Source organism: Isoptericola sp. NPDC055881 (assembly GCF_053615895.1).
Genome location: NZ_JBSHCR010000020.1, coordinates 35,796 through 51,540 on the forward strand (window position 1 = coordinate 35,796; position 15,745 = coordinate 51,540).

Sequence of the window (15,745 nt, forward strand, 5' to 3'; positions counted from 1 at the left end):
CCATCGGCTTCTGACCCGCTTCCTTGTCGACTTCGATGGATGCGGCCGAGCAAGCTCGGTCGCGACAGCCCGGCCGCCTGAGACGGCACGGGCCGGAGGACTCAACGTTCCCGCTGCTCCAGATGATCCCGGACGCCCGAGAGGTCGAGCGGACCCGTGACACGCAACGCGCGCGGCACGGCCCGACGACGCTCGGCGAGCGCCAGGCAGGCGGGCGTCGGATGGATCCAGGCGCCACGCCCCGGCAGGGACCCTCGCTCGTCGGCCACGAGGTGTTCCTCGTGACCCGACCGCTCGAGCACCAACCGCAGGAGAGCGGACCGCTGGTCACGCTCCCGGCACCCGACGCACGTCCGTACCGGACCGGAGATCTCCGGAGGGGTACGTGGGGAGGCCGAGGGCTGGGCGCGTGACCCGGTCCCCGACAGTCTAGCGCGACGGCCCACCTGTCGTGACCGGCCTCAGCCCTCGGCCCCGCGGGACACCGCGGCGCCACCTGCGTCGTCACCGGCCGCCGTGCCCTCCGCGGGGGCGGCCTCGTCGGACCGGATGTCGATCCGCCAGCCCGTGAGCTTCGCGGCGAGACGGGCGTTCTGGCCCTCCTTGCCGATCGCCAGGGAGAGCTGGTAGTCGGGGACCACGGCACGCGCGGCCTTCGCGTCGGCGTCGACGACGGTGACGGAGGTCACACGAGCCGGCGAGAGCGCGTTGGCCACGAAGCGGGCGGGGTCGTCGCTGTGGTCGACGATGTCGATCTTCTCGCCGTGCAGCTCCGCCATGACGGCGCGCACGCGGGCGCCCATCGGGCCGATGCAGGCCCCCTTGGCGTTGAGGCCCGCCACCTTGGACCGCACCGACACCTTGGAGCGGTGCCCCGCCTCCCGGGCGATCGCCGTGATCTCGACCGCGCCGTCCGCGATCTCCGGCACCTCGAGCTCGAAGAGCTTGCGGACCAGGCCGGGGTGGGTCCGGCTCAGGACGACCTGCGCGCCCTTCATCCCGCGGGACACCTCGACGACGTACGCGCGCAGCCGCTCGCCGTGCACGTACTCCTCCGTCGGCACCTGCTCGTGGGGCGGCAGCACGGCCTCCGTGCCGCCGACGTCGACGAGCACGACGCGGGGGTCGCGGCCCTGCTGGATGACGCCCGCGAGGACCTCGCCCTCCTTGCCGCGGAACATGCCCAGCACCTGGTCGTCCTCGGCGTCCCGCAGACGCTGCACGATGACCTGGCGGGCGGTGGCCGTGGCGATGCGGCCGAAGTCGGCCGGCGTGTGGTCGAACTCGGGGCCGAGCTCGATCGTCGGACGCGCGTCCGGGTCCTCGGGGTCGGGCGTCCGGATCTCCTCCCGCGCCCACACCGTCACGTGGCCGGACTTGCGGTCCACCTCGACGCGGGCGTGCTGGTATGCGTCCGGCGTGCGGTGGTAGGCCGACAGCAGCGCCTGCTCGATCGCGGCCACGAGGACGTCGAGACTGATGTCCCGCTCCCGCTCCAGCAGCCGGAGCGTGCTCATGTCGATGTCCATCGTCAGCCCTTCTCGTGACGGGCGTCGCCCGTGGTGTCGTCCTGCGCGTCGTCGTCCGCGCCCGTGTCCGTCTCGTCCGGCGCCTCGTCGAGGCGCTTGAGCTCGACCTCGATCTTTCCCTTGCGCACGTCGGCGACGGCGAGGCGCGTGCCGTCGTCCAGGACCAGCGCGGGCCCGCGGTCGTCGCCCGCAGCGTCCTCGACCTCGACCAGGCGCCCCTCGGCCGTCGTGCCGTCGTGCAGCCGGAGCGCGACCAGGCGGCCGCGGGCGCGCTTGAAGTGGCGCAGCTCGGTCAGGGGCCGCGACGTGCCGGGGGTGGAGGTCTCCAGCGTGTAGGCACCCGGGACCACGTCGTCGGCGTCCAGGGCCGCGGAGATCGCGCGTGCCACCTCGCCCAGGGTGTCGGAGTCGAGGCTGCCCAGCGCGTCCTCGGAGAGGTCCACCGTGACGCGCACGACCGACTTCGCGCCGGCCTGCGTCACGACGACGTCCTCCAGGTACAGGTCCGCCGCCTCGACCGCGGGGGCCACGACCCGCCGCACCGCCTCGGCCTTCGACCCGGCCGCCGTCGTGCGGCCGTGCTGCGCTGCCATCGCTGCCTCCCGTGGGTCACGTCGTTGAACTGCCGTGTGCTCCCGCGCCGGGACGTCCCGCGGCCGGTGTGTCGTTGTGTGCAGCGTCCAGCGTAACGAACGACGGGCCCCGTTCGCGCCGCACGGCGTGCCCGGCCGCACGGAGGAACGTCACACCGGCGACCCCGCGCGCGTGGCATCATCGGCCACGATGGAACCGCAGCCCGCCCCCGCCCGGACCACCGCCCCCGCCGCGGGCACGGTCACGGCCCGGCGCCGCCCCCGGACGGCCGCCGCCGGCGCGGTCCTCGCCGTCGGGCTGCTGGCCGGCTGCGGCGTCCGTCTCGAGGCGCCGCCGGCGGCGGAGCCGGTCCCCGACGCCCTCGAGGTGGTGCGGCGCACGGCCGTCTCCGACGCCCTCCTGGTGGCGGACGGTGCCGAGGCGGCGCTCGTGGAGGTCCCGGCCGACCGGGAGCGCCTCGTCGGCGAGCTGACCCGCATCGCCGCGGACTCCCGCGTGCAGGCGGAGGCGCTGGGCGGCGAGTACGACTCCGGGCTGGCGACGGACGAGCCCACCGGCACGCAGTCCTCCGAGGCGGACGAGGTCGCCCCCGCCGACGTCGTCAAGGCCCTGGAGGACGCCGCCGCGCGCTCGCGCACCGCCGCCGGCACCACGACCGACGGCCCGCTCGCGCGCCTGGTCGCGTCCGTGGGGGCCGCGCAGACGGTCTCGGCCGAGCGGCTCGCGGCGCTCACCGACGCGAAGGGCCCCGACGTGACCGTGCCCCGGGTCCCCGCCCCCACCGGGGCGGGTCGCGCCGCGGAGGACGCCTCTCCCTCGCCCAGCGGGTCGGACGACGGTGCCGCGACGGCGGAGCGGGAGGGCGAGGAGCGCGACGGCGTGGTGCCGGAAGGCCTGACGGCGCACGACCTGAGCACCCTCGTGGTCTCCGAGGACGCGGCACGCTACGCGCTGCAGCTGCGCGCCGCGATCGGCTCCGGCGACAGGCGGGAGCGCCTCCTGGCGCGCGTCGTGCAGCACGGCGACCGGGCGGACGGCTGGGCCGCCGTCGCGGGGACCCAGGCCACGGGCCAGGACCCTCGCCGAGCCGCGTACGCCGTGCCCCGGGTCGCCGAGCTCGGCGACAAGGGCCTGGTGCTCGACCTCGAGAACGACCTCGCCACGGACTACGCGACGCTCGTCGGGACGACGACGGCGGGTACCCGGGGCGTGCTCGTCGACCTGCTGGTCGACTCCGCCGTCACGCTCGACGACTGGGGCGCCGACCCCGTGCCCTTCCCCGGCCTGCCGGAGCAGGCCGGGGACTGACGCCCGGGAACGGCGCCGCGGGCCGAGCCCGAAGGACTCAGCGGGCCAGCAGCGCGGCGACCTTGTCCGTCACGACCCGTGCGGCATCGGCCACGGGCACCTGCTCCGAGGTGCCGGCGCGGGGCCGGACCTCCACCACGCCGTCGGCCAGACCACGGCCGACCACGACGATCAGCGGCACGCCGAACAGCTCCGCGTCGGCGAACTTCACGCCGGGCGAGACCTTGGGACGGTCGTCGTAGACGACCTCCACACCTGCGTCGGCGAGCTCCGTGGCGAGCTTCTCGGCGGCGTCGAACACCTCGGCGCCCTTGCCCGTGGCCACGAGGTGGACATGGGCCGGGGCGACCTGGATCGGCCAGGCGAGGCCCTTGTCGTCGTGGTTGCCCTCGGCGATCGCGGCGACCGCGCGGGTCACGCCCACGCCGTACGAACCCATCGTCACGGTGACGGCCTTGCCGTTCTCGTCCAGCACCTTGAGGTCGAGCGCCTCGGCGAACTTGCGGCCCAGCTGGAACACGTGGCCCATCTCGATGCCGCGTGCCGTCTCGAGGGTCCCGTCGCCGTTCGGGCAGGGGTCGCCCGGACGCACCTCGGCCACCTCGATCGTGCCGTCCGCCGTGAAGTCCCGCCCCGCCACGAGGTCGACCACGTGCTTGCCGGGCTCGTTGGCGCCGGTCACCCAGCGCGTGCCCTCGACCACGCGGGGGTCGAGCAGGTAGCGGATCTTCGACGTCCCCTCCTCGCCCAGCGCGCCGGGACCGATGTACCCCTTGACCAGCTCCGGGTGCGCGGCGAAGTCGGCCTCGCCGAAGGGCGTGAACTCCGCCGGGTAGAAGGCGGCCTCCATGCGCTTGACGTCGACCTCCCGGTCGCCGGGGACGCCGATCGCGACGGCCTCGGAGGTGCCGTCCGGGTGGTCCAGGCGGAACAGCACGTTCTTGAGGGTGTCCCCCGCCTGCCAGGGCCGGTCGTCGCGGGGGAACCGCTCGTTGAGGTGGTCGACGAGCGAGTCGATCGTCGGCGTGCCGGGGGTGTCCTCGGCGTGCGCCGCGGCCGTGCCCTCGTAGGGGACCGGGTCCGGCACGGGGGCCTTCGCCGCCTCGACGTTCGCGGCGTAGCCGCAGGCGCGGCACTCGACGTACGTGTCCTCGCCGATCGCCGACTTGGCGAGGAACTCCTCCGACTTCGAGCCGCCCATCGCCCCGGCGTGGGCCGAGACGATGACGTACTCGAAGCCGAAGCGGTCGAAGATCCGCTGGTAGGCGGCGCGGTGCTTCGCGTAGCTGGCGTCCAGCCCGGCGTCGTCGACGTCGAACGAGTACGAGTCCTTCATGATGAACTCGCGGCCGCGGATGAGGCCCGCGCGGGGGCGCGCCTCGTCGCGGTACTTGTTCTGGATCTGGTACAGCGCCAGGGGCAGGTCCTTGTACGAGGAGTACAGGTCCTTGACCAGGAGGGTGAACATCTCCTCGTGCGTGGGCGCGAGGAGATAGTCGCTCTCCTTGCGGTCCTTCAGCCGGAAGATGTTGGGCCCGTACTCGGTCCAGCGGCCGGTGGCCTCGTAGGGCTCCCGCGGCAGCAGCGCCGGGAAGTGCACCTCCTGCGCGCCGATCGCGTCCATCTCCTCGCGCACGACGGCCTCGACCTTCGCCAGGACCCGCAGGCCGAGGGGCAGCCACGTGTAGATGCCGGGCGCGGCGCGGCGGATGTAGCCGGCGCGCACGAGCAGCCGGTGGCTCGCGACCTCGGCGTCGGCCGGGTCCTCGCGCAGCGTGCGGACGAAGAGCTGGGACAGGCGGAGCAGGTCGCCCTGGGGCCTGCGGGCGGACACGATCGACATGGGGGCAAGCCTAGCGGCGCCGAGGCCCTCCCCTGGTCGCCGTCGGACCGGGCTGGCAGCATGGCCGCATGCCCGAGCTTCCCGAGGTGCAGGCGTTGGCGACGTTCCTCGACGAGCGCACGTCCGGCCGCCGTATCGCCGCGGCCGACGTCGCGGCCATCGCCGCGCTGAAGACGTTCGACCCGCCCGTCACCGCCCTCGTCGGGCGGGAGGTCGCCGGCGTCGCCCGGCACGGCAAGTGGGTCGACCTCACGGCCGAGGGGGACGACGGCGCGGTCCACCTGCTGTTCCACCTCTCGCGCGGCGGCTGGGTGCGGTGGTCGGACCAGGCGCCCACCACCCCCGTGCGGCCGAGGATGGGGGGCTCGTCGCGCGGTCCGGCGCTGGCGCTGCGGGTGCGCCTGGACGACGGCGCCGGCTTCGACCTCACCGAGGCCGGCACCCGCAAGCGGCTGGCGGTGTACGTGGTGCGCGACCCGCAGGAGGTGGAGCAGGTCGCGACGCTCGGCGTCGACCCGTTGTCGCCGGAGTTCACCGTGGACGCGCTCGCCGCGCTGATGCAGGACAAGAACCAGCAGGTCAAGGGCCTGCTGCGCGACCAGCGGGCCATCGCCGGCATCGGCAACGCCTACTCCGACGAGATCCTGCACGTGGCGCGCACGTCCCCGTTCAAGCTCACGCGGTCCTTCACCGCGGCGGAGGTCGCGGCGCTGCACGAGGCCGTCGTGACGACCGTGCGCGACGCCGTCGCCGCGTCGTCCGGCAAGCCCGCGAAGGAGCTCAAGGACGCCAAGCGGGCGGGCATGCGCGTGCACGGCCGCACCGGCGAGGCCTGCCCCGTGTGCGGCGACGTCGTCCGCGAGGTCAGCTTCGCCGACCGGTCGCTGCAGTACTGCGCCACGTGCCAGACCGGCGGGCAGGTGCTGGCCGACCGGCGGATGTCGAAGCTGCTGAAGTAGCACCGCCGGGACCGACCGCGGCAGCTCCGGCGACCGCCTCGGCCGACGGCGACCGCCTCAGCCGGCGGCGACCGCCTCCCGCGACGCCACGAAGGCGCCGACGCAGGTGCGGACCTGCTCGGGCGTGTGCGCGGCGGACAGCTGCACCCGGATGCGCGCCTCTCCGCGGGGCACCACCGGGAAGCTGAACGCGGTCACGTACACCCCGCGCTCCCCCATGGCCTCGGCCATCCGCGCCGCAAGGACGGCGTCGCCGAACATCACGGGCACGATCGGGTGCTCGCCGGGCAGGAGGTCGAAGCCCGCCTCCGTCATGAGCCGCCGGAACAGCTCCGCGTTCTCGCCGAGGCGCGCGCGCAGGTCGGCGGACCCCTCGACGAGGTCGAGCGCCGTGGCGGTGCCCGCCACGATCATCGGCGCGAGCGTGTTGGAGAACAGGTAGGGCCGCGCGCGCTGCCGCAGGAGGTCCACGATCTCCTGGTGCGCCGCGACGTAGCCGCCGGAGGCCCCGCCCAGGGCCTTGCCGAACGTCCCCGTGAGGATGTCGACCCGGTCGGCGACACCGCACAGCTCGGGCGTCCCGCGCCCGTGGTCGCCCATGAACCCGACCGCATGGGAGTCGTCGACGAGCACGAGCGCCGAGTACCGGTCGGCCAGGTCGCAGATCTCCTGCAGGGGCGCGAGGTAGCCGTCCATGGAGAAGACGCCGTCGGTGACGATCACGACGTGCCGCGCGCCGCCGTCGCGTGCCGCGCGCAGCTGGTCCTCGAGGTCCGCCATGTCGCGGTTGCGGTAGCGGAAGCGGGCCGCCTTCGACAGCCGGATGCCGTCGATGAGCGAGGCGTGGTTGAGCGCGTCGGACACGATGGCGTCCTCGGCGCCGAAGAGCGTCTCGAACACGCCGCCGTTCGCGTCGAAGCACGACGAGAACAGGATGGCGTCGTCCGTCTCCAGGAAGCCCGCGAGCCGCTGCTCCAGCTCCCGGTGCTGGTCCTGCGTGCCGCAGATGAACCGCACGCTGGCGAGGCCGTAGCCCCAGGTGTCCAGGGCGTCGCGCGCGGCCGCGAGGATGCGCGGGTCGTCTGCCAGGCCGAGGTAGTTGTTGGCGCAGAAGTTGAGCAGGTCCGCGCCGTCGGCGCGGATGCGGGCGCCCTGCGGCCCCGCGATCCCGCGCTCGTGCTTCGTCAGGCCCGCCCGCTCGATCTCCTCGAGCTCGCCCGCCAGGTGCTCCCGGAACGCCCCGTACATCTACGCCTCCGCTCCCGTGGCCGCCCCGAGGGGCGCCCCGTCCGTCCAGTCCGTCCAGTCGAGCACGACCTTGCCGCCGTGCGCCGAGGCCGCAGCCTCGAAGCCTTCGCGCCACCGGCTCGCGGGGAGCCGGTCGGTGACGACGGACGCGATCGCCGTGCGCAGCGTCTCGCTCGTGCGCAGCATCGCGTCCATCGCCTGCCACGTCTCGAACATCTCGCGGCCGTAGATGCCCTTGAGGGTGAGCATGTGCGTCACCACGGTGCCCCAGTCCACGGCGATCGGGCCCGACGGGAGGCCGAGCATCGCGATGCGACCGCCGTGGTTCATGTTCGCGATCATCTCGGGCAGCGCGCTCGGGGCGCCGCTCATCTCGAAGCCGACGTCGAACCCCTCGCGCAGCCCCAGCTCCCGCTGGGCGTCGGCGACGCGCGCGGTGCGCACGTCCAGGGCGGCGTCCGCACCCATCGCGCGCGCCATCTCGAGCCGCGCCGGGCTCACGTCGGTGCCGACCACGAGGTGCGCGCCGGCGTGCCGGGCGACGGCGATCGCCATGAGGCCGATCGGGCCGCAGCCGGAGACGAGGACGTCCTCCCCGATCACCGGGAACGCGAGGGCCGTGTGCACGGCGTTGCCGAGCGGGTCGAAGACGGCGGCGACGTCCAGGTCGACGCCCGCGTGGTGCACCCACACGTTGGTCGCGGGCAGCACCACGAACTCGGCGAACGCGCCGTCGCGGTGCAGGCCCAGGCCCTGGGTCCGGATGCACATCTGCCGGCGCCCGGCGCGGCAGTTGCGGCACGTGCCGCACACGATGTGGCCCTCGCCCGACACGATGTCGCCGACGGCCACGTCGTGCACGAGCTCGCCGACCTCCACGACCTCGCCGACGAACTCGTGCCCGGGCACCAGCGGCGCGGTGATCGTCGAGGCCGCCCAGTCGTCCCAGCGCTCGATGTGCAGGTCCGTGCCGCAGATGCCGGTGCGCAGCACGCGGATCTTCACGTCGCCGATCCCCGCCTCCGGCTCCGGCCGGTCCACGAGCTCGAGCCCGGGTCCCGGACCCGGCTTGTAGAGCGCCTTCACCCTGCGACCTCCGTCGCCAACGTCGTCGTCACGGCTGCACCCTCTCACGCATCGGCAGGAACGCCGCCGACCCTAGACCGAAGATGACTCAAACCACAATCTTCCGATCAGGAACGAGCATTCAGGGACGAGGCTTGCCGCGCGGCGCGCCCAGGACGTGGCTAGAAGAGGACGGTCGTGAAGGTGCCGACCTGCTCGAAGCCGACGCGGCGGTACGTGGCGAGCGCCGGGGCGTTGAAGGCGTTCACGTACAGGGACACGACGGGGGCGACCTCGCGCCGCGTCGCGACCACGACCGCCGCCATGCCGGGCGCCGCCAGCCCCTCGCCCCGGCGTGCGGGGTCCACCCACACGCCCTGGACCTGGGCCACGCCGCCCGCCACGGCACCGAGCTCGGCCTTGAAGGCCACGACGCCGACGGGGTCGGCCGCGTCCACCCGCACGAACGACCTGCCCTCCGCGACCAGCGACCGCACGCGCAGGGCGTAGGCGCTGCCGGGGGACGCGGCGGGCACGTACCCGACCTCCTCGGCGAACATGCGCACGCACGCCGGCAGCACCACGTCGACCTCGGCCAGGGTCGACCGCCGCACGGCCGGGTCGGGCTCGACGTCGGGGTCGCGCGCGATGGCGAGGGACGGCTGGTCGGCGCGCACCTCGCGCGCCGGGGGCCAGAACGGGGCGAGCAGCTCCCAGAGCGCGAGGGCGGCGGTCCGCTCCCCCACGACGGACGACGACCGGCGCCCCTGCGCGCGAGCGAGGGCGGCGAACGCTGCCACCGCGTCGTCGGCGTCGGACCCGGACAGGCCGGGGGCCAGGACGGGCACGAGGTTGGCGCCCGACCAGCAGACCGCGACGAGCGGGCCGACGGCGGGGAAGCCCCAGACCTGCCCGCCGGCGGCCGCGAGGCCGACGTCGGCGGCGGCCTCCAGGCGCGACGCCGCGAGCACGGAGGTCACCGGGTCCTGCGCACACAGCGCGCGGGCCTCCGCGAGGTCCTGCTGGCCGAGCAGGCGGGCGCGCGGGCGGCGCGCGTCGAGCCCCCGCGCAGGCTCGCCGCGCGGGCGCACCACCGGTCGCCAGCCGCCCATCACGCCCCCTTCGCCGCCGCGGGCCCCGTCCTCATCGTGCCTGCCGCGGCGCCGTCAGCCGACCGAGACCACGGGGGCGCCGGCCTGGGCGTCGTTCTCGGGGGCGGGCATCGACTCCGCGATGCGCATCGCCTCCTCGATGAGCGTCTCGACGATCATCGCCTCCGGCACGGTCTTGATGACCTCGCCCTTGACGAAGATCTGGCCCTTGCCGTTGCCGGACGCGACACCGAGGTCGGCCTCGCGCGCCTCCCCCGGGCCGTTCACGACGCAGCCCATGACCGCGACGCGCAGCGGGACCGTCATGCCCTCGAGGCCGGCCGTGACCTTCTCGGCGAGCGTGTAGACGTCCACCTGCGCGCGGCCGCACGACGGGCACGAGACGATCTCGAGCTTGCGCGGGCGCAGGTTGAGCGCCTGCAGGATCTGCGTGCCGACCTTGACCTCCTCGACCGGCGGCGCCGACAGCGACACGCGGATCGTGTCGCCGATGCCCTGGCTCAGCAGGGCGCCGAACGCGGTGGCCGACTTGATCGTGCCCTGGAACGCCGGGCCGGCCTCGGTGACGCCGAGGTGCAGCGGCCAGTCGCCGCGCTGCGCGAGGAGCTGGTAGGCCCGCACCATGACGACCGGGTCGTTGTGCTTCACGGAGATCTTGAAGTCGTGGAAGTCGTGCTCCTCGAAGAGGGACGCCTCCCACACGGCCGACTCCACCAGGGCCTCGGCGGTGGGCTTGCCGTACTTCTCCAGCAGCCGCTTGTCGAGCGACCCGGCGTTGACGCCGATCCGCAGCGACACACCGGCGTCGGAGGCCGCGCGGGCGATCTCCTTGACCTGGTCGTCGAACCGGCGGATGTTGCCCGGGTTCACCCGCACCGCGGCGCAGCCCGCGTCGATCGCGGCGAACACGTACTTGGGCTGGAAGTGGATGTCGGCGATGACGGGGATCTGCGACTTCTTCGCGATGGCGGGCAGCGCGTCGGCGTCGTCGGAGGTCGGGACGGCGACGCGCACGATGTCGCAGCCCGCGGCGGTGAGCTCGGCGATCTGCTGCAGCGTCGCGTTGATGTCCGTGGTCGGGGTGGTCGTCATGGACTGGATGCTGATCGGCGCGTCCCCGCCGACGGCTACCTTGCCCACCTGGATCTTGCGGGACTTGCGCCGGGGGGCCAGCGTGGGAGCGGGCGGGGTCGGCATGCCGAGGTTCACTGCAGTCACGGTGCCAGTATCGCGCGTCCGGGCGCGGGTACCGCACCCGGGGACCGGACGCGCACCAGATCGCCGCATCCGCTGCGCACCGCGGACATCCGACCCGGTGCGCCGGATCGCCGGCGGGGGCGGCTGAGACCCTGCCGAGTGCGACCATTAGTGCTCGTTTCATGGCAGACTTGATCACGTTCACGCAAACGCCAGGAGGCCAAGGACATGACCGGATTCCACGTCACCGCCGAGATCGCCAGCCAGCCGGACACGTGGCGGCGCACGGCGGCCGTCGCCCGCGAGCACGCCGACCTGCTCCCCGCCGCCGGGGCCCGCGTCGCCGTCGTCGGGTGCGGCACCTCGTGGTTCGTCGCCCAGGCCTATGCCGCTCGACGCGAAGAGCTCGGCCTCGGGGAGACCGACGCGTTCGCCGGCAGCGAGTTCCCGTACGGGCGCCGCTACGACCTGGTCGTCGCGGTCACCCGCTCGGGCACCACGACGGAGATCCGCGAGCTGCTCGGCCGCGTGCGCGGCACGCAGCCCACGCTCGCGATCGTGGGCGACCCGGCGTCCCCCGCCGTCACGGAGGCCGACCGCGCCGTCGTCCTGGACTTCGCGGACGAGACGTCGGTCGTGCAGACCCGCTTCGCCACCTCCGCCCTCGGCCTGCTGCGCGCCGGGCTCGGCGACGACCTCGAGGCCCTGGCCGACGCGGCCGAGCCCGCCGTGGCGGAGCCGCTGCCGGCCGAGTGGGTCGGGCGCCGCCAGTACGTCTTCCTCGGCCGCGGCCCGGCCGTCGGCGTCGCGAACGAGGCCGCCCTCAAGATGCGGGAGGCGTCGCTCGCCTGGGCCGAGTCGTACCCCGCGATGGACTACCGGCACGGGCCGATCTCGGTCGCCGACGAGACCAGCGTCGTCTTCCTGCTCGGCGAGGACGTGCCCGGCCTCGCCGACGACGTCGCGCGCACCGGCGCGCTCGCCGTCCGCCTGGACGAGGACCCGCAGGTCGCCCTCGTGCGCCTGCAGCGCCTCGCCGTCGCGAACGCCGAGCACCAGGGGCTCGACCCCGACGCCCCGCGCAACCTCACCCGCTCGGTCGTCCTGGACCCCGCGGCCTCATGACCGGCGCACCCGCGGGCCCGGACCCGGGCTCGCTCGTCGTCGCGCTCGACGTCGGCGGGACCGACGTCAAGGCGGTGCTCGCGAGCCGGGACGGGGTGCTCGAGCGGCGCACCGTCCCCACGCGCGCGGACGGCGGACCCGACGCGGCGGTCCGCTCCGTCCTCGACGTGGTCGCCGACCTGCGCGCCGTCGCACCCGTCGGGGGCGAGGTCGCGGCGGTCGGGCTGGCCGTCCCGGGTGCCGTGGACGACGAGCGCGGCCTCGTGGTCCAGGCGGAGAACCTCGGGTGGACCGACCTCCCGGTGCGCGACCTCGTCGCGGAGGCGACCGGGCTGCCCGTCGGCTTCGGGCACGACGTGCGCGCCGGGGCGCTCGCCGAGTGGCGGTACGGCGCCGCGCGCGGCGCGGCGGACCACGCGTACCTGTCTGTCGGCACGGGGATCGCCGCCGCCCTCGTGCTGCGCGGCGAGCCCTACGTCGGAGGCGGGTACGCGGGCGAGGTCGGCCACGGCGGGACGCAGGGCGGTGCGCCGTGCCCCTGCGGCGGGCGCGGCTGCCCCGAGACCGACGCCTCGGCCGCGGGGATCGCGCGCCACTACCGCGAGCGCACCGGTGCCGCGGCGGCCGACGTCCGCGGGTCGGCCGAGGTGCTGCGCCGCGCGCAGTCGGGCGACGACGTCGCACGCCAGGTCTGGGACCACGGCGTGGAGCGCCTCGGCGGCCTCGTCGCCGACCTCGTCCGCGTGCTGGCGCTCCCGCTCGTCGTCGTCGGCGGCGGGATCGTCCGCGCCGGGGACGACCTCTTCGACCCCTTGCGCGCCGCGGTGGCCCGCCACCTCACGTACCACCCGGTCCCCCGGGTGGTACCCGCGCTGCTCGGCGCCGACGCCGGCGTCCGAGGTGCGGAGCTGCTCGCCTGGGACGCCGTGCCGCAGGGGCGCCCGTGACCCGCGTCGTCGCCGTCACCCCGAACCCCGCCTGGGACGTGACCTACGGTGTCGACCAGCTGCTGCCGGGCGAGTCCCTGCGGGTGCGGACGGCCACGGGGCGCGCGGGGGGCAAGGGCGTGAACGTCGCACGCGTCGCGCGCACCCTCGGCCGTCCCTCCCTCGTCGTGACCACGGCGGGCGGCCCGCTCGGCGCCGCGTTCCGGGACGACCTGGAGGCCGCGGGCCAGGACGCCCTGCTCGTGCCCGTCACCGGGCCTACCCGGCAGAGCGTCACGGTCGTGTCGGCCGACGGCGCCCACCCCACGGTCCTCAACGAGCCCGGTGCTGCGCCGTCCGGCGCGGAGTGGTCGGCGCTCGTCGACGCCGTGGCCCGCGCCGCCGCGCCCGGCGACGTCGTCACGGTCTCCGGCTCCCTGCCCCCGGGCACGACGCAGGACCGGTTCGCGGACCTGCTCGGCGCGGCGCGCGGCACCGGCGCTCTCGTGATGGTCGACACGTCCGGTCCCGCGCTGCGCTGGGCCGCGCAGGCCGGGGCCCACCTGCTCAAGCCGAACCGCGCCGAGCTCGCCGACGCGACCGGCCTCTCCGACCCCGCCGACGCCGTGGCCGCGCTGCAGCGGCTCGGTGCCGGCGACGTCGTGGTGACCGACGGCGCCGCCGGGATGACGGCGTACACGCCTGGCGCCGGCGGCCCCCGGGTGGTCGCCCGTGCCCGGCTGTCCGGTCCGCCACTGGCCGGCAACCCCACAGGGGCCGGCGACGCCGCGGCCGCAGCCCTCGCCGTGGGTCTCGCCGAGCAGGGCCCTGCGAGCGGCCCTGAGCGCGGCCCTCAGCACAGCCCGCAGGAAGGTCCTCGGCACCACCCTCAGGACGGCCCGGCCGGACTCGGCCCGGACCTGCTCGCCCTCGCCGTCGCCGCGTCCGCGGCCGCGGTGCTGCGCCCCGTCGCGGGCGACGTCGACCCCGCCGACGTGGCGGCGCTCCGCACGCGTGTCGTGCTGACCTGACACGTCCCACCCGCAGCGTGCCGGGACCCACCCGGTCCCCGCCCGCCCCGTCCCCCTCCGTCCACCCGCAGAATCGAGACCCTCGTGCCCCTCGTCACCACCGACGTGCTCCTCGCCCCCGCCCGCGCCGCCGCCCGGGGCGTCGGCGCGTTCAACGTCGTCCAGCTCGAGCACGCGGAGGCGTTCGTCGCCGCCGCGGAGCGCGTCGGCACGGGCGTCGTGCTGCAGGTCAGCCAGAACGCGGTCAGGTACCACGGGTCGCTCGCCCCGGTCGGCGCGGCGTGCCTCGCCCTGGCCCGCGCCTCGGCCGCGCCCGTGGCCGTGCACCTCGACCATGCGGACGACCGCGCGCTGGTGGCCGAGGCGATCGACCTCGGGTTCACGTCGGTGATGTACGACGGCTCGGCGCTCGCCTACGACGACAACGTGGCCTCGACCGCCGAGGTGGTGCAGGCCGCGCACGCGGCCGGCGTGGTCGTCGAGGCCGAGCTCGGGGAGGTCGGCGGCAAGGACGGCGTGCACGCCCCCGGCGTGCGGACGGACCCGGACGAGGCGGCGGCGTTCGTGGCCGCGACCCGGGTGGACGCGCTCGCGGTCGCCGTCGGGTCGTCGCACGCGATGACCGACCGCACCGCCGCCCTCGACCTCGACCGGGTCGCCCGCCTGCGCCAGGCCGTGGACGTCCCCCTCGTCCTGCACGGGTCCTCGGGGGTGCCCGACGACGAGCTGGTGCGCGCCGTGCGCGCCGGCATGACGAAGATCAACGTGTCCACGCACCTCAACGGGGTGTTCACGCGCGCGGTGCGCGACCGCCTGGACGCGGACCCCCGCCTGGTCGACCCGCGCAAGTACGTCGGCCCGGCCCGGGACGCCGTGGCCGACGAGGTGGCTCGCCTGCTGCGCCTGTTCGGCGGCGCACCGGCCTGACGGGCCGCCCGGGCACTCCCGGCGCGGGTCAGACGACGGCCACCTCGATGCCCACGTCCCGCAGCTCGGCCACGCGCCCCGGGTCCGCCTCCGTGGTCGTGACGACGAGGCCGATGGACCCCGGGTCGACGAACGGCGCCAGCGCGCGCTCACCGAGCTTCGTCGAGTCGGCGACGACGACCGTGCGGCGCGCCGCCCGGCCCATCAGACGGCTGATCTCCGCCTCTCCCTCGTGGAACGCCATCCCCCCGTGCTCGGCGTCGAGCGCGTCCACCCCGAGGAACGCCACGTCGATCGTCACCTGGGTGAGCGTGTGCACGGCGAGCGGGCCGACGAGCTCGTAGGAGCGGGTGCGCGCGGTGCCACCGGTCACGATGATCCGCACGTGCGAGCGCACCGTGAGGTCGTGCGCGATGTTCACCGCGTTCGTCACGACGGTCAGACGCTCGCCGTCCCGCAGCCCCTGCAGGTCGGGGTCGGTGGCGATGCCCTCCGCGACCATCGTGGTGGTCGTGCCGCCGTTGAGCCCCACGACGTCACCCGGCTGCAGCAGGGACACGGCGTGCGCCGCGATCCGGTGCTTCTCGTCGGCCCGCCGCGCGGTCTTGTAGCGCAGCGGGAGGTCGTAGGCGACGGCCGTGGTGCGTGCCCCGCCCCGCGTGCGGGTGACGAGCTGCTGGCTGGCCAGCTCGACGAGGTCGCGCCGGACGGTCGCGGGCGACGCGTCGAGCTCGGTGACGAGCTCCTCCACGGTGACCTCGCCCCGCTGGGCGGCGAGCTCCAGGATGCGCGTGTGGCGGCTGTGCCGTGTCATCGGTCCCCGTCCTCGCTCCGGGCACGACGCGCCGGGCGGCACGGTGCCGCTCAGGACACTACTGGAC

15 protein-coding genes are annotated in these 15,745 nt (G+C 75.1%); 6 read left to right on the top strand and 9 right to left on the bottom strand.

Annotated elements, in window-relative coordinates; all coding sequences use genetic code 11:
• Nucleotides 1–101 precede the first annotated feature (101 nt).
• The 3 genes from ACWGKI_RS08525 to ACWGKI_RS08535 are packed head-to-tail and all read right to left on the bottom strand — an operon-like array spanning nucleotide 102 to nucleotide 2,122.
• On the bottom strand, nucleotides 102–446 hold the full coding sequence (locus ACWGKI_RS08525) for a YlxR family protein (protein ID WP_452186232.1): 345 nt from the start codon (nucleotides 444–446) through the stop codon (nucleotides 102–104).
• Nucleotides 447–461: 15 nt separating this feature from the next.
• Nucleotides 462–1,529, bottom strand: a complete 1,068-nt coding sequence (gene nusA / locus ACWGKI_RS08530) for a transcription termination factor NusA (protein WP_380242988.1) — start codon at nucleotides 1,527–1,529, stop codon at nucleotides 462–464.
• Nucleotides 1,530–1,531: 2 nt separating this feature from the next.
• Entirely contained in the window at nucleotides 1,532–2,122 is a 591-nt protein-coding gene (locus ACWGKI_RS08535) for a ribosome maturation factor RimP (RefSeq protein ID WP_452186234.1), read from the bottom strand.
• A gap of 190 nt (nucleotides 2,123–2,312) precedes the next feature.
• Between ACWGKI_RS08535 and ACWGKI_RS08540 the strand changes: the two genes are divergently transcribed.
• Nucleotides 2,313–3,431 carry a DUF4439 domain-containing protein gene (locus ACWGKI_RS08540; protein ID WP_380242984.1) on the top strand — a complete coding sequence of 373 codons (1,119 nt, stop codon included), beginning with the start codon at nucleotides 2,313–2,315 and terminating at the stop codon, nucleotides 3,429–3,431.
• Between the two features lie 37 nt (nucleotides 3,432–3,468).
• Here the strand turns inward: ACWGKI_RS08540 and ACWGKI_RS08545 are convergent, their stop codons facing one another.
• The gene (locus tag ACWGKI_RS08545) at nucleotides 3,469–5,274 is read right to left on the bottom strand and encodes a proline--tRNA ligase (RefSeq protein ID WP_380242982.1); all 1,806 of its coding nucleotides are present in this window, start codon (nucleotides 5,272–5,274) and stop codon (nucleotides 3,469–3,471) included.
• Between the two features lie 68 nt (nucleotides 5,275–5,342).
• Between ACWGKI_RS08545 and ACWGKI_RS08550 the strand changes: the two genes are divergently transcribed.
• Nucleotides 5,343–6,233 carry a DNA-formamidopyrimidine glycosylase family protein gene (locus ACWGKI_RS08550; protein ID WP_452186236.1) on the top strand — a complete coding sequence of 297 codons (891 nt, stop codon included), beginning with the start codon at nucleotides 5,343–5,345 and terminating at the stop codon, nucleotides 6,231–6,233.
• 57 nt (nucleotides 6,234–6,290) lie between these two features.
• Here the strand turns inward: ACWGKI_RS08550 and ACWGKI_RS08555 are convergent, their stop codons facing one another.
• From ACWGKI_RS08555 to ispG, 4 genes are all read right to left on the bottom strand, one after another.
• Nucleotides 6,291–7,481 (bottom strand): glycine C-acetyltransferase, encoded by a 1,191-nt coding sequence (locus tag ACWGKI_RS08555; protein ID WP_452186238.1) that lies wholly within the window; start codon nucleotides 7,479–7,481, stop codon nucleotides 6,291–6,293.
• Complete coding sequence (gene tdh / locus ACWGKI_RS08560; protein ID WP_452186240.1) at nucleotides 7,482–8,567, bottom strand: L-threonine 3-dehydrogenase; 1,086 nt, start codon at nucleotides 8,565–8,567, stop codon at nucleotides 7,482–7,484. It lies immediately after the preceding gene.
• A gap of 161 nt (nucleotides 8,568–8,728) precedes the next feature.
• Nucleotides 8,729–9,658, bottom strand: a complete 930-nt coding sequence (locus tag ACWGKI_RS08565; RefSeq protein WP_380242973.1) for a GNAT family N-acetyltransferase — start codon at nucleotides 9,656–9,658, stop codon at nucleotides 8,729–8,731.
• Between the two features lie 54 nt (nucleotides 9,659–9,712).
• Nucleotides 9,713–10,855, bottom strand: coding sequence for a flavodoxin-dependent (E)-4-hydroxy-3-methylbut-2-enyl-diphosphate synthase (gene ispG / locus ACWGKI_RS08570; RefSeq protein ID WP_380242996.1), 1,143 nt, complete (start codon nucleotides 10,853–10,855; stop codon nucleotides 9,713–9,715).
• 228 nt (nucleotides 10,856–11,083) lie between these two features.
• On the opposite strand from ispG, the gene ACWGKI_RS08575 reads away from it, so the two are divergent.
• The 4 genes from ACWGKI_RS08575 (at nucleotide 11,084) to ACWGKI_RS08590 (ending at nucleotide 14,864) form a co-directional block, all read left to right on the top strand.
• On the top strand, nucleotides 11,084–11,980 hold the full coding sequence (locus ACWGKI_RS08575) for an SIS domain-containing protein (protein ID WP_452186242.1): 897 nt from the start codon (nucleotides 11,084–11,086) through the stop codon (nucleotides 11,978–11,980).
• Nucleotides 11,977–12,927, top strand: a complete 951-nt coding sequence (locus tag ACWGKI_RS08580) for an ROK family protein (protein ID WP_452186244.1) — start codon at nucleotides 11,977–11,979, stop codon at nucleotides 12,925–12,927. The genes ACWGKI_RS08575 and ACWGKI_RS08580 overlap by 4 nt, the downstream gene beginning before the upstream one ends.
• Nucleotides 12,924–13,937, top strand: coding sequence for a 1-phosphofructokinase family hexose kinase (locus ACWGKI_RS08585; RefSeq protein ID WP_452186246.1), 1,014 nt, complete (start codon nucleotides 12,924–12,926; stop codon nucleotides 13,935–13,937). The genes ACWGKI_RS08580 and ACWGKI_RS08585 overlap by 4 nt, the downstream gene beginning before the upstream one ends.
• Before the next feature lie 84 nt (nucleotides 13,938–14,021).
• A complete protein-coding gene (locus tag ACWGKI_RS08590; RefSeq protein WP_380242964.1) occupies nucleotides 14,022–14,864 on the top strand; it encodes a class II fructose-bisphosphate aldolase in 843 nt (280 codons plus the stop codon).
• 28 nt (nucleotides 14,865–14,892) lie between these two features.
• Here ACWGKI_RS08590 and ACWGKI_RS08595 read toward each other — a convergent pair whose 3' ends face one another.
• A complete protein-coding gene (locus tag ACWGKI_RS08595) occupies nucleotides 14,893–15,678 on the bottom strand; it encodes a DeoR/GlpR family DNA-binding transcription regulator (RefSeq protein ID WP_380242961.1) in 786 nt (261 codons plus the stop codon).
• Nucleotides 15,679–15,745 lie beyond the last annotated feature (67 nt).

Bases quoted from the DNA above. Each gene is read 5' to 3' on its own strand.
- ACWGKI_RS08555 (WP_452186238.1), bottom strand. From the start codon at position 7,481: ATGTACGGGGCGTTCCGGGAGCACCTGGCGGGCGAGCTCGAGGAGATC.
- ACWGKI_RS08575 (WP_452186242.1), top strand. From the start codon at position 11,084: ATGACCGGATTCCACGTCACCGCCGAGATCGCCAGCCAGCCGGACACG.
- ispG (WP_380242996.1), bottom strand. From the start codon at position 10,855: ATGCCGACCCCGCCCGCTCCCACGCTGGCCCCCCGGCGCAAGTCCCGC.
- ACWGKI_RS08550 (WP_452186236.1), top strand. From the start codon at position 5,343: ATGCCCGAGCTTCCCGAGGTGCAGGCGTTGGCGACGTTCCTCGACGAG.
- ACWGKI_RS08545 (WP_380242982.1), bottom strand. From the start codon at position 5,274: ATGTCGATCGTGTCCGCCCGCAGGCCCCAGGGCGACCTGCTCCGCCTG.
- ACWGKI_RS08580 (WP_452186244.1), top strand. From the start codon at position 11,977: ATGACCGGCGCACCCGCGGGCCCGGACCCGGGCTCGCTCGTCGTCGCG.
- ACWGKI_RS08540 (WP_380242984.1), top strand. From the start codon at position 2,313: ATGGAACCGCAGCCCGCCCCCGCCCGGACCACCGCCCCCGCCGCGGGC.
- ACWGKI_RS08565 (WP_380242973.1), bottom strand. From the start codon at position 9,658: ATGGGCGGCTGGCGACCGGTGGTGCGCCCGCGCGGCGAGCCTGCGCGG.
- ACWGKI_RS08595 (WP_380242961.1), bottom strand. From the start codon at position 15,678: ATGACACGGCACAGCCGCCACACGCGCATCCTGGAGCTCGCCGCCCAG.
- nusA (WP_380242988.1), bottom strand. From the start codon at position 1,529: ATGGACATCGACATGAGCACGCTCCGGCTGCTGGAGCGGGAGCGGGAC.
- ACWGKI_RS08535 (WP_452186234.1), bottom strand. From the start codon at position 2,122: ATGGCAGCGCAGCACGGCCGCACGACGGCGGCCGGGTCGAAGGCCGAG.